This is a genomic window from Kaistia sp. 32K (assembly GCF_016629525.1).
Classification (GTDB): Bacteria; Pseudomonadota; Alphaproteobacteria; order Rhizobiales; family Kaistiaceae; genus Kaistia.
In genome coordinates this window covers 563,129-574,952 of record NZ_AP024269.1, presented here as the reverse complement: position 1 = coordinate 574,952, position 11,824 = coordinate 563,129, and the positions used below count along the sequence as shown (strand labels likewise).

The following is an 11,824-nucleotide window of genomic DNA, read 5'->3' as shown; positions in this document are numbered from 1 at the left end:
CGCATCAGGCTTTACGCCTCGGAGGCGAACGATTCCGGGCGACGGGACGGACAGGCTAAATGGCAAAGCGTAAGTATCTCTTTTACACGCGATCGCTCGCCGGCGGCGGCGGGGCCGAACGCGTCTGGGCGCTGCTCGCCTCGCATTTCGCGTCGGACGGCAACGACGTCATCCTCGCCGTCGACGGCGCCGGCGATCCGTCCGTCCCGCTCGATCCGGCCGTCCGCGTCGAGGTGCTCCCCGCCGGCAACCGCGCGCAGATCGCAGCGCTGGCCGCGTTGCTCCGCCGCTTCCGGCCCGATGTCGCACTCTCCGCCCTTTCCGGCAACGCCACCAAGCTGGCGCTGGCAAAGCTCTGGGCGCGCTCCTCCGTGCCGCTGGTGGTGTCGTTCCACGGCTTCGAGGAATACCGCACCGGCAAATTGAGCGCCGCCGCCTATTACGGCATGCCGATCCTGACCAAATCCTGCAGCCGGATCGTCTGCGTCTCCGACACGCTGAAGGCGGTGATGATCGAGCGCTGGGGCGCGGAAGCCGACAAGACGGTGCGGATCTACAACCCCGTGCCGCTCGCCCCGGCCGTTGTCGACGCCGCCACGCTCGCGGCGCGGCCGCCGGAGATCGTCGCCGTCGGCCGGCTGTCGCCCGAAAAGGGTTTTGGCGACCTGATCGCCGCCTTCGCCCTGGTGTCGAACCGCGACGCGACGCTGACGATTGCCGGCGAAGGACCGGAGCGTGAAAAGCTCGAAGCGGAGATCGGCGCGCTCGGCCTCGCCGGCCGTGTTCATCTCGCCGGCTTCACCGATCCCGCCCCGCTCTATGCCCGCGCCCGGCTCTGCGCGATCCCGTCGCGCACCGAGGCGTTCGGCATGGTGGCGGTCGAGGCGCTGGCGGCCGGCCTGCCGGTCGTCGCGACGCGCTGCGCCGGGCCGCGCGAGATCCTCGACGGCGGCCGTTTCGGCACGCTGGTGCCGATCGGCGATGCGCCGGCGATGGCTCAGGGCATCGACGCGGCGCTGGCGGACCCCGGCGATCCAGCGCCGCGCATCGAGCGCGCTCAAGCTTTTTCCAGCGAAGCCGGCTTCGCCGCGTGGGCGAGGCTGCTCGACGAGATCGTCAAAAAGGGCTGATCAGGCTCTAGCGAGTTCGCGGTGGCGCTCGAACAATTTCGGCATCTGCACCTTGGTCGAATAGGGAACCGCCTTGGCGCGGATCGCTGCCGGGTCGAGCCGGCCGAATCGGATGTCGTCGAAGAGCTGCAAGAAGCCCGCCGTCATCTGCTCGGCCGACGCCTCGGGATCGGCGGGGCGCTCGACCAGGAAGCCGCTCTCGCCGGCGACAACGAGCGGATCGAACTGTGGCAGGCGGATCGCGCCGACGGGACGGCCGGTCGAGAGCAGCTCCAGCAGATAGCACGGCATGCCCTCGAAGAACGAGGTCAGCACGCCGGCATGGCACTGCCGCATGATCGCCGCCACGCCGTCGGAGTTCTGGAAGCCGTGCCGGATCGTGAACGGCTCGATGGCGGCGAACTCCGCGAAGCGGTGGGGATCGCTGGTGCCGATATAGTGGAACTCGAACCGCCCCCCGCGCGCCTGATGCAGGCGGCGCATCGTCTCGAACATCAAGGGCGGGTCCTTGAAGGTATCGAGGCGGCCGGCGAAGACGATTCGGAAGACGTCGTCGTCCGGAAACGGTGCCAAGGCAAAGCGGTCCATGTCGACCGAGACGGTCAGAAGCTCCGACTTCGCCACGAATTGCGGCATCACCTTCTTGAAGCGCTCGATGATGTTCTGGTTGACGCAGACGATGCGGCTGGCGAGCCGGAGCGCGATGCGCTCGTTGACGGCGTTGATGTACCAGAAGCGCTTGATCAGCGAATCCATCTGATCCTTGCGGCTGCCCTCGCCATGCACGAGCTGCACGACAGGCCTGCCGAGCATCCGCCCGATCGGCGCGAATTCGAAGCGCTGCAATTCCGTCGTCGCCTGCGGCGCGGCGCCGAGTTTCCGGATCGTCGGCAGATAGCGCAGCGCGCCGAGCGCGAAACGCAACGTCACCGACTGCCATAGCTTCTTGGCGGCGCCGTGGATCTCCTGATCGGGAATGTGCACGACGGGCAGGAAGTCGATCGTATGGTCGCCGACCGGCAGCTTCACCACCTTGCCGAGCTCCAGGTCGCCGCGCTCGTCGACGCCGACCAGCAGGACGGAGAAGTCGGGCGGATGGCGCTCGAACATCAGCCGCACATGCGTTTCGATGCCGCCGACCTTGAAGCCGCGCGGATCGATCGGATGCAGCATGGTCAGCCGATGAACCATTCCCTTCCCCCAGCTCCCTCAGCCGCGCCCGTTCGAGCGCCTGTCGGGTCCTTTTATCAGGTAGCCGATATAGTAGGCCATCGAACGCGCATAGCGCATGCCGAGCCGGCGCGGTTCCTGGAGAAAGCGCCAGACCCATTCGGTGCCCGTGCGCTGGAACAGGATCGGCGCGCGCTTGCTGTGGCCGGAAATGAAATCGAGCGCCGCGCCGATGCAGACATAGATGACGCCGGCCGGATGCCTGGTGGCGGCATGGGCGAAGAGCTCCTGCTTCGGCGCGCCGAGCGCGACGAAGCAGATGCCGGCGCCGGATGCCTCGATCCGCGCGGCCGCTGCTTTCGCTGCCTCGCCCTCGGGATCGAAGCCGCGCGGCGGCGATTCCGAACCGGCGATGACGAGACCGGGAATGTCGGCGACGAGCTTCGCGGCCGCTTCGGCGCGAATGGCGTCCGAGGTGCCGAAGAGATGCACGGATATGCCGGCGTCGGCGGCGGCCCGGCAGAGCGGCAGGACGAGATCGGCTCCCGTCACCCGATCGACCGATGCCCCCTGCCGGCGCGCGATCTTCACCACCGGCGCGCCGTCGGCGCTGACATAGGTCGCGGCGTCATAGGCGGCGCGGAAGCCGGCATCGTCGCGCAGCTTGACGAGATGATCGAGATTGAGCGTGAAGACGGTGCCGCCATGCCCGGCGCGCGCATCGGCGAGGATGCGGGCGATCAGCTCGGCCTCGGTGCCGATGTTGACGCGGCCGTCGCCGATCCGGACCAGATCGGCCGGCGCATCCGGCCGGCGGCCATCGCGCTCTCGCATTGCCATGAGCTGCCTCAAACTCCCACGTCTCGGCCCGGCGGCCGCGTGCCAGCGCCGCCCGAAAGGGCCATCGCATCGACTTGCCGGTTATCGATATAGCTGAGAAGGTTAAAAAGACCGGAACCGGAGTAACGCTGGGTGACCCGTTGAAGCCATCTCGCCGCGAGCTTCTGCGCGCCGGCGCCCTCTTTGCCGCGCTGCCCCTCGGCGGGAGGCCGGCAACGGCGGCGGCGGATATCACGCTCGGCGCGGTGGCCAAGCGATCCGGCATCCATTTCGGCACCTCTATCGCCGCCGATACGCTGCTGAACCCGGCCCAGGCGGCGCTCTATCGCCGCGAGGCGCGGCTCTTCACCGTCGACTGGGCCTTGATGTTCGCCTATCTGCGGCCGCAGGCGGACCAATTCCGCCCGAACGGCGCCGAGGCGATCCTCGCCTTCGCGGCGACGACCGGCGTTCCCGTGCACGGCCATGCGCTCGCCTGGAACGAAAGCCGCCCCGACTGGCTGATGAAGCTCTCGAAGGCGGAGAAGCGGAAGGCGCTCGACCGCCATATCGACGAGACGGTCGGCCATTTCGCCGGCAGGCTGCCGTCCTGGAACGTCGTCAACGAGCCGTTCTGGCCGGGCCACGGCCGGCCGGGCGATTTTCGCGACGGGCCGTGGCTGCAGGCCTTCGGCCCCGGCTATGTCGAGCGCGCCTTCAAGCGGGCGCAGGCGGCCGATCCCAAGGCCAGGCTCGTGCTCAACGAGGCGATGACCGAGGCCTGGACCGAGGACGGGGCGCGAATTCGCAAAGCCCTGCTCCGTCTGATCGACACGCTGCAGGACGCGGGCGTCCGGCTCGACGCCGTCGGCCTGCAGGGCCATCTGCAGCCCGGCCGGCCCTTCGACGACGCCGGCTTCGCGGATTTCCTGCACGAGATCGCCGAGCGCAAGGTCGAGATCTGGATCACCGAACTCGACGTCGACGACAGCAGCTTTGCCGACGATATCCCGGAGCGCGACGCCGCCGTCGCCGCCCGCTATCGCGATTTTCTCGGCGCGGTTCTCGCCGTGCCGGCGGTGACGACGGTGATCACCTGGCAATTGGCGGATTCCGCGAGCTGGTACGATCACGCGGCGCGGGAGCTCGATCCGGACGCCGCCCGCCTGCCGCGTCCCCTGCCCTTCGACGAACAATTCCGGCCGAAGCCCGCCTTCGACGCGATGGTCGCGGCGTTTGGCGCAGCGACGAAGGAATGACCTAGCGCAGCGCGGCGAGCCGGGCGCCGAGCCGTTCGAGCAGCGCGGCGCGATCGCGATCGGCGGCTTCGTTCCAGCGCTCCAGATTGCGCTTCGCCAGCGCCGCCATGCCGGCGAGCGCATCGGGCTGCTCGAGCCGCGCGCGGATGGCGGCGGCGCTCGCCGCCGGGTTGGCCGGATCGATCATCCAGCCCGAAGGACCGAGTGCCTCGCGAAACACCTTGATGTCGGTCGCGATAGCGCCAAGCCCGCCATGCTGCGCTTCCAGCGGCGTCAGGCCGAGGCCCTCGTCATGCGAGGTGGTGATCAGCGCATGGGCGGCGGCGATCCGCTCGCGGACATAATCCGCTTCCTGGTAGCCGTGCAGCGTCACATGCGGGAACTCTCGGAGCGCCTCCGCCTCGTCGCCCCAGCCGAGGCGGCCGACGATATCGAGATGCGCGTCGAGGCCGCTCTCGCGCAGCGCGCCGACGATGGCCGCGGCGGCGCGGAGGTTCTTGCGTGGCTCGACCGTACCGATCGCGATCAGCCGCAGCGTCTCGCCCGGCGCCCAGTGGCGCGGACGGGCCGCCTGCCCGGCGATGCCGAAGACATCGCGGACGCGCGGCCGATAAAGCGAGATCTCCGCGTCGGGACGGGCGAAGGCCGCGAGCTCGGCCCGCGTCGTCTCGGAATTGACCAGCAGCCAGCGCAGCCGTTTCAACGCGAAGGCGAAGGCCGGCACCATGTAGCGGCGGGCGCGCCAATTCAGGTCCTGCGGCCGGGTCAGCAGGAAGGTGTCGTGGATGTAGGGCACGACCCGGTCGCCGAACAGCGTCAGCGGGATCGACGGCGGAAAGCCAGGGCAGAGCGCCAGCGCGCGGCGATTGGCGAGGAGACGCGACGGCAGCCGCATCGTCTGCGCCGTGATCATCCCGCGAAGGCCGGAGGCGCGTACCGCCTCGACCGGCAGCGGCGCCAGCGCCTCGGCCGAGAACAGCTCGAGCGTGATCCGCTCCAGCCCCGTCACATGGCGGCCGAGATGGCTTTCATCGACAAAGAGCACGGGATCGCGCGCCATGGTCAGGTCAGCTCAAGCGGCGCTTGGGTAAGTTCCCGGGACGGCTCCTGGCTCGGCTCCTGCGGGGAAGACGTCGCGCGGACGGTCACCATGCCCCGAAGCTCCGGCACGAGTTCACGGAGATCGGCATAGGCGGTGAGGATCGCCGCCGTCCCGGCCTCCTCGGCGTCGACCACCATGACGACGTCGTCGGCGATCGCCACCAGGGCGTTGAAAAGAGCCGGCGGGCAGGATGGACCGAGGTCGACGATCACCCGCTCGAAGCCGTCGGCGACGTCCCGGATGGTTTCGACCACGCGGTCGCCATGCTCCCCGAGCTCGTCGCGGCGCCCGGCGCTCGCCGCCGGCAGCAGCACGATCGAGGCGAGCTGAAGCCTTGTGCCGATCGCCTCCGGATCGGTATCGCTCAACGCCGCGTCGAGGATGCCCGGCGCGTCTTCGCCGATCAGCGCCATTCCGGTGGTGATCGAACCGCCATTGGCATCGATCAGCAGGGTCTCGGCCGCCGGCTCCGCCACGGCGCGGGCGAGGCCGCAGGCAATAGTCGCGATCACGCCGCTGGCGGCGGTGCCGAACAGGACGTGGACGGCGGGGCCTTCAGTATCGGCGGGCGAGGTGAGCTTTCCGGCCAGCATCCGGAATGTTTCCGCCGCATCGCGGGCGACCTCGTTCATCCGTTCGCCGAGCGTCGCCTCGGTCAGTGTGGCGCTGTCCAGCAGCGCTTTCGGCACCTGGATCTCGGCGAGGATTGTTGTGGCGACGGGGGCCGCTGGGACGTCGATGGGAGGCTCGATCGCGACGACGGCGGGAATGGCGGGTCCCAAGGCCGGCTCGGCCCGGGCCGGCCGCGGGGCTTGCAGGCGGGGCCGGCCGCGATAGAGCGCCAGCGCGATGCCGAGCCCGAGCCCGCCAATGCCGGCGAGGCCGAGGATGATCTTCTTCTTCGGCGAGGACGGATAGAGCGGGATCTGGGCGGGGCTGATGACACGGGCGTCGGAGACCTGCAGGTTCTCCTGCAGGCCCGTCTCCTGCGCGCGGGCGACGAAGGCGCGATAGGCGTCGCGGAGGATCGCCGCCTCGCCCTCGAGCTCGCGCAGCGCGACGCTGGCATCGCTGGTGTCGTTGGCCTTGACCGTCGCCGCCGCCAGCGCCGTCGCGGTACTCGCGACCTGCGACTTGGCGAGATCGGCATCGACGCGCGCCTTGGCGGCGAGCGCGTCCAGCTCCTGCGCGATCAGGCTGCGGCTGCGCGCGACGTCGGCCCCGACCGTCTGCATGCGCGGATGCCGGGCGCCGAGCGTCTCGCCGAGTTCGGTCTGCTGGCGCAACGCGGCGGCATAGTCGAGCTTCAGCCGGGCGAGGACGGGAGAATCGATCGTCGACAGGGCGGAGGCGAGATCGCCGCCGCTGGTCCGGGCGATCGCATCGAGCTGCGCCAGCCGCGCCGAGGCTTCGTCCGCGCGCAGACGCGCCGTGACATTGGCCTCGTTCAGCTGCCGAAGCGTCTGCTCGTCGACGGGGCGCCCGTCGACCTGCACGAAGCCGTGCTTCTTGCGATAGGCCTCAAGCCGCTCGTCGGCGTCGCGGGACTTCGCCTGCAGATCGCTGACCTGGCGGGCGATCAGCAGGTTGGCCTGCCGCGCCGCGTTCTGCTTCGCCTCGGTCTGGCTGACGATGAAGGCCTCGGCGACCGCGTTCGACAGCCGCGCCGCCTTCTCCGCCGAGGTCGACGAGACGATCACGTCGATGACATAGGTATCGGCAGCCCGCTCGGCCCGGACGTGCCGGGCCAGGGACAGCAACACGGCGTCGATGTCAGACGCCTCGCCGCGCCCGCCGAATTCGGGATCGTTGATCAGGTTTTCACTGTCGACGACCTTGCGCAGCGTCGCCGAGGCGGTGACGAGGTCGACCTGCGTCTCGATCCAGGGGAGATCGATGCCCTGCGTCGGCCGGACCACTTCCGGCCCGACCAGCTGTTTGTCGCGGGGATCGAGCAGGACGCGCGTCGTCGCCTGAAACACCTTGTCGGCGAAGGTGACATAGGCGAAGGCCGCGCCGAGGAACAGCGCGAGCGTCAGCAGGATCAGGAGCCATTGCCGGCGCAGCAGCGCGAACAGGGCGGAGAGATCGATCTGGTCCGAAGCAGGATCGAACGCTGCGCCACGCTCGCCCGCCGTTTCCGATGGTCGCGTGATCGAGAAATTGGCTCTGGCCGCCATTGTCTTCCACGGACGAGATCGTGATGCGCATGGTTAGAGAGTTGCCGGTCCGCCCACCCGACAACCGAACTATGGAGTTTTCCGGATTAAGGATATGTAAACGATAATCATCATTTAGCCGGACCAAATCTAGCGACGGCAGCAAGCGCTTCCGGAAAGATATCCTCCGTTAATCCCTCAGTATCACGGTGGAATCCTCGACAGATACCTGGAATATCTAGCCTTGCCCCACCCCCGGTCGAATCGGTTAACGCTACGGCCAGAATCTGGCCCGCGGCCGTTCAAATGGCTCTATAGCTCCCGCGCGCATGCGCTCGTCGTGTGCAACCTGGCGAGTTGAACGGCATGGCGACGGGTCCGCAGCGGAGAGACAGGCATATCGAGACGCTGCGCGGGCTGGCCTGCATTCTGCTGGTCGCCTACCACGTCATCGGCAATGATCCCGCGCATGGCATGCACATCACCGCGCATGACAATTGGCGTCTCTTCACGGAGCTGTTCATCCATGTCCGCATGCCGCTGTTCTCGTTCCTGTCCGGCTACGTCTTCTCCGCCATCGTCGCCGATCGCGCCGGGCTCGGCGTCGCCATCACCAAGAAGTTTCGCCGCCTCGGCATCCCGCTCGTCGTCGTCTCGACGCTGTTCTATCTCTGCTTCGGCCTGATCAACGACGGCTTCGACGAGCCGATCTGGCAGATCTACGTCCTGCCCTACCAGCATTACTGGTACCTGCAGGCGACGCTTCTGATCATGATCGGCATCCTCGTCGGCTGTCATCTGGCCGGCGATCGCGCGCGCGGCTTTATGACCGCGCTGTTCCCGCTCGCCTGCGCCCTTTTCATCGCCGCTCCGGTATTCGATCCGGATGTCTTCGCCATCAGCTCGGCGATCTACCTGCTGCCCTATTTCCTGCTCGGCCAGTTGCTGCGCGTCTGGTCGGCCGAGCAGCGGATCCGCGCCGTGCCGTCGCGCCGGCAGCCGCTGGTGATCGGGTTGGGGCTGCTGGTCGCGCTCATGTTCGCGCTCGACCTCGCGCAGTATGAGGGCCTCAACCAGCTCAATTTCGCCCGGCAATCGGCGCTCGGCCTGCTGTTCGGCGTCAGCGCCTGCCTGTTCCTGTTCCTGACGCGGCTGGAGTGGCGGCCGCTCGAACGCATCGGCGCCTATTCCTATACGATCTATCTCTTCCACGTGTTCTTCACGGCGGCGCTGCGCAAAGCGTTCGGCATCGCCTTTCCCGGCGCCTCCAGCGGCATCTTCTTCATCACCGCGCTGGCCGCCGGCCTGCTGCTGCCGATCGGTCTGCACCAGCTCCTGATCCGCTGGCGCTGGACCGCGCTGCTGTTCCTCGGCATCAGCCGGCCGGCCCCGCGCGCGCGCCTGGCGACGGCGGATGCCGGCCGCGCCGACGGGATCGCGCCATGAGCCTGTCCCAGGCCGCACCGGCATCCCGGCCGATCACCATCGAGCGACCGGTCGGCCTCGCCAGCGCGCTGACCGTGCTCTGCCTGATCGTGCTCTTCTTCGTGTCCTCCAAGGTGCTGGATGCCGCCGGCATCCCCTATGGATCGCCCGGCGGCTCGGCCCTCTCCAAGTTCCACCCGGCCACCTTCCTGGCGCTGGCGGCACTCGGGGTCTGGGCGATCGCCATCGGGCCGGGACGGCTGCTCGCGCAGTTGGCAGCCAAGCGGCCGGGAACCCTCGTCTTCGCCCTCGCCATCCTGCTCCTCGCCTTCCAGGCCGCGATCGTCCAGAAGCTGCCGATCTCGGCTGTCGTCGACACCTTCGTGCTGCCGCTGGCGCTGTTCGTCTCGATCTCCGCGCTGCGGGCGCCGGTGGCGGAGCGGCTGCTGATCGGCCTGCACCTGTTCTTTCTCTTGAATTCGACGCTCGGCTATCTCGAATATTTCACGCCCTGGCGGCTGACCCCCGTCTACCAGGACGGCGTCATCGTCACCTATGACTGGCGCGCGACGGCGCTGCTCGGCCACCCGCTTATCAACGCCCTCTCGACCGGCATCTATCTGCTGATCCTGACCGGGCCGGGCGGACGCCGCTTCGACATGCCGATCCGCGCCTTCCTGCTCCTCTACAGCCTGGGCGCGATGGTGGCGTTCGGCGGTCGCGCGGCGACGATCGTGCTGCTCGCCCTGCTGGCCCTTCGCGGCGCGTTCAGCCTGCTGCGGGTGCTGGCCGGCCGCCGCTTCCGGCTGCGCGACGCCATGGTCGTGGCGGTCATCCTGACGATGATCGCCACCATCGGCTCGCTCCTGGTGCAGGGCGGCGCGCTCGACAATTTCGTCGGCCGCTTCCAGGACGATTCCGGCAGCGCCGCGACCCGCGTCGCCATGTTCCACATCTTCGACGGCATGGCGCTCCGGGACGTGTTCTTCGCGCCCGATCTAGTCCATGTCGGCTCCAACCAGCGCCGGCTCGATCTTGCGATCGGCATCGAGAGCTTCGTCGTCGCCTTCTTCGCCTATTACGGCATCGTCACGACGGTGCTGTTCTTCCTCGGCCTCGCGGCCTTCGTCGCCGAGATCGTCCGCTCGGTCGGGCCGGCCGCGCTGCTGCCGCTCGGCTATTATTTCGTCGTCACCTCGACCGCGACCGGCATCGCCAACAAGACCATCGACTTCGCGCTGATCATGGCGATGATCCTGATCCTGCTCGATCGCAGATTCATTCCCCAGGCGATCCCCGGACGCCCCGCATGCTGATTCGCCAGACGATCCGATACCTGCCCGCGCAACTGCTCTCGCCGGCCTTCCAGCTGCTGTCGATGGTGGTGTGGACCTATTTCCTGCCGCCGGCCGAGATGGGCTCCTACATGCTGATCACGGCGACGCAGGAATTCGCCTATCTGATCGCGCTCTCCTGGTTCTCCGTCTATGCGCTGCGCTTCATGCCGTTCGAGCGCGGCCGGGCCGAGCGCAGCGCCTTCCTGCATACCGAAGCGGCGATCATCTGGATCTCGATCCCGATCAGCCTCATCGCCGCTGTGGCCACCATCCGCATCATCGACGTCACGCATCTGACCTGGCAGACCGTGTCGATCATCGCGTTCTTCTTCGCGACGCGCGGCATCAACACCCATTATTCCGAGCGGGCGCGGGCGCAATCGAACATCCTCGCCTACACGATGCTGCAGATCCTCGGGCCGATCCTCGGCTTCGGCCTCGGGCTGGCGCTGCTGATCGAATGGCAGCCGACCGGCGAGGCCCTGATCCTCGCCTATGGCATCGCCCAGATGATCGCCAATCTCGTCGCCGCGCCGATGATCGGCATCGCCGTCCTGCCGCGCCGCATCGATACCGTCATCCTGAAGGCCGCCTTCGCCTTCGGCGGTCCGATGCTGGTGCTCTACGGGCTCGGCTGGATCGCGGAGAACAATTTCCGCTATGTCGTCAGCCATGTCTCCGGCGCGGCCGTCTTCGGCCTGCTCGCCGTCGGCTGGGGGCTCGGCCGCCGCTGCGCCTCGTTCGGCGCCATGCTGGTGGCCGCCGCCGCCTTCCCGATCGCCGCGCGGTTGCTGAACGAAGGCAAGCGCGAGGAGGCGCTGAAGCAGCTCTCCACCAACGCGGCGCTCCTGATCGGCGTCATGGCGCCGACGGTTGCCGGCATCGCCATGATCAGCGCCCCGGCGACCGACCTCCTGATCGCCGAGCCCTATCGCGAGATGACCAAGGCCATTCTCGGCCTCTCGGCGCTCGCCGCCGCCATCCGCTTCCTGCATGTGCATGTCACGGACCAGATCTTCGTGCTGGAAAAACGGCTCCGCTATGCCGGCATCGTCGACGTCGTCGAGATCGTGGCGGCCGTGGCGCTGACGGCGGCGGGCCTCCTCGCCTACGGCCCGGTTGGCGCCGTGATCGGCACCGCGCTCGGCTCGCTGCTCGCTGCGATCGTCAGCCTCTACCTCGCCATGGCGAAGCTCGACTTCGTGCCGCCGATGCGCGACATCGCCCAGGTGGCGGCGGCGACCGCCGCGATGGCGATCGGGCTGGCCGTGCTTCCGACCGCGACCAGCGTCACCGGCCTCGTGCTGACGATCCTGTTCGGCATGGCGGTCTACGCCGCGGCGATCCTCGTCGCCTATCGCGGCGAAGCACGCGGCATCCTCGAGCGCCGGCTGAGCCGCAGGGCCCAGGCTTCCGCGTAAGC

9 protein-coding genes are annotated in these 11,824 nt (G+C 68.3%); 5 read left to right on the top strand and 4 right to left on the bottom strand.

The features are described 5' to 3' along the window. The first annotated feature begins 59 nt into the window (after positions 1 to 59). Positions 60 to 1,130 carry a glycosyltransferase gene (locus K32_RS02460; protein WP_201402497.1) on the top strand — a complete coding sequence of 357 codons (1,071 nt, stop codon included), beginning with the start codon at positions 60 to 62 and terminating at the stop codon, positions 1,128 to 1,130. On the opposite strand, the gene K32_RS02455 is transcribed toward K32_RS02460, so the two are convergent. After that, positions 1,131 to 2,321: a glycosyltransferase gene (locus K32_RS02455; RefSeq protein ID WP_201402496.1), complete on the bottom strand. Its 1,191-nt coding sequence runs from the start codon at positions 2,319 to 2,321 to the stop codon at positions 1,131 to 1,133. 18 nt (positions 2,322 to 2,339) lie between these two features. Beyond that, a complete protein-coding gene (locus K32_RS02450; protein WP_244669795.1) occupies positions 2,340 to 3,140 on the bottom strand; it encodes a WecB/TagA/CpsF family glycosyltransferase in 801 nt (266 codons plus the stop codon). A 140-nt stretch (positions 3,141 to 3,280) separates the two neighbouring features. Between K32_RS02450 and K32_RS02445 the strand changes: the two genes are divergently transcribed. Next, complete coding sequence (locus K32_RS02445) at positions 3,281 to 4,378, top strand: endo-1,4-beta-xylanase (protein WP_201402495.1); 1,098 nt, start codon at positions 3,281 to 3,283, stop codon at positions 4,376 to 4,378. A gap of 1 nt (position 4,379) precedes the next feature. On the opposite strand, the gene K32_RS02440 is transcribed toward K32_RS02445, so the two are convergent. Further along, positions 4,380 to 5,438 carry a glycosyltransferase gene (locus K32_RS02440; protein ID WP_201402494.1) on the bottom strand — a complete coding sequence of 353 codons (1,059 nt, stop codon included), beginning with the start codon at positions 5,436 to 5,438 and terminating at the stop codon, positions 4,380 to 4,382. Between the two features lie 2 nt (positions 5,439 to 5,440). Next, the gene (locus K32_RS02435) at positions 5,441 to 7,660 is read right to left on the bottom strand and encodes a Wzz/FepE/Etk N-terminal domain-containing protein (protein WP_201402493.1); all 2,220 of its coding nucleotides are present in this window, start codon (positions 7,658 to 7,660) and stop codon (positions 5,441 to 5,443) included. A gap of 345 nt (positions 7,661 to 8,005) precedes the next feature. Here K32_RS02435 and K32_RS02430 point away from each other — a divergent pair, with 345 nt between their 5' ends. From K32_RS02430 to K32_RS02420, 3 genes are read left to right on the top strand one after another with little or no spacing between them, the layout of a single operon-like run. Next, positions 8,006 to 9,085 (top strand): acyltransferase family protein, encoded by a 1,080-nt coding sequence (locus K32_RS02430; protein ID WP_201402492.1) that lies wholly within the window; start codon positions 8,006 to 8,008, stop codon positions 9,083 to 9,085. Beyond that, complete coding sequence (locus K32_RS02425) at positions 9,082 to 10,380, top strand: VpsF family polysaccharide biosynthesis protein (protein WP_201402491.1); 1,299 nt, start codon at positions 9,082 to 9,084, stop codon at positions 10,378 to 10,380. The genes K32_RS02430 and K32_RS02425 overlap by 4 nt, the downstream gene beginning before the upstream one ends. After that, complete coding sequence (locus K32_RS02420; RefSeq protein ID WP_201402490.1) at positions 10,374 to 11,822, top strand: lipopolysaccharide biosynthesis protein; 1,449 nt, start codon at positions 10,374 to 10,376, stop codon at positions 11,820 to 11,822. Before K32_RS02425 ends, K32_RS02420 begins: the two co-directional genes overlap by 7 nt. Positions 11,823 to 11,824: the final 2 nt, after the last annotated feature.

Coding starts and splice junctions, on each gene's coding strand:
- K32_RS02450 (WP_244669795.1), bottom strand. CDS start 3,140: ATGGCAATGCGAGAGCGCGATGGCCGCCGGCCGGATGCGCCGGCCGAT.
- K32_RS02435 (WP_201402493.1), bottom strand. CDS start 7,660: ATGGCGGCCAGAGCCAATTTCTCGATCACGCGACCATCGGAAACGGCG.
- K32_RS02430 (WP_201402492.1), top strand. CDS start 8,006: ATGGCGACGGGTCCGCAGCGGAGAGACAGGCATATCGAGACGCTGCGC.
- K32_RS02420 (WP_201402490.1), top strand. CDS start 10,374: ATGCTGATTCGCCAGACGATCCGATACCTGCCCGCGCAACTGCTCTCG.
- K32_RS02455 (WP_201402496.1), bottom strand. CDS start 2,321: ATGGTTCATCGGCTGACCATGCTGCATCCGATCGATCCGCGCGGCTTC.
- K32_RS02460 (WP_201402497.1), top strand. CDS start 60: ATGGCAAAGCGTAAGTATCTCTTTTACACGCGATCGCTCGCCGGCGGC.
- K32_RS02425 (WP_201402491.1), top strand. CDS start 9,082: ATGAGCCTGTCCCAGGCCGCACCGGCATCCCGGCCGATCACCATCGAG.
- K32_RS02440 (WP_201402494.1), bottom strand. CDS start 5,438: ATGGCGCGCGATCCCGTGCTCTTTGTCGATGAAAGCCATCTCGGCCGC.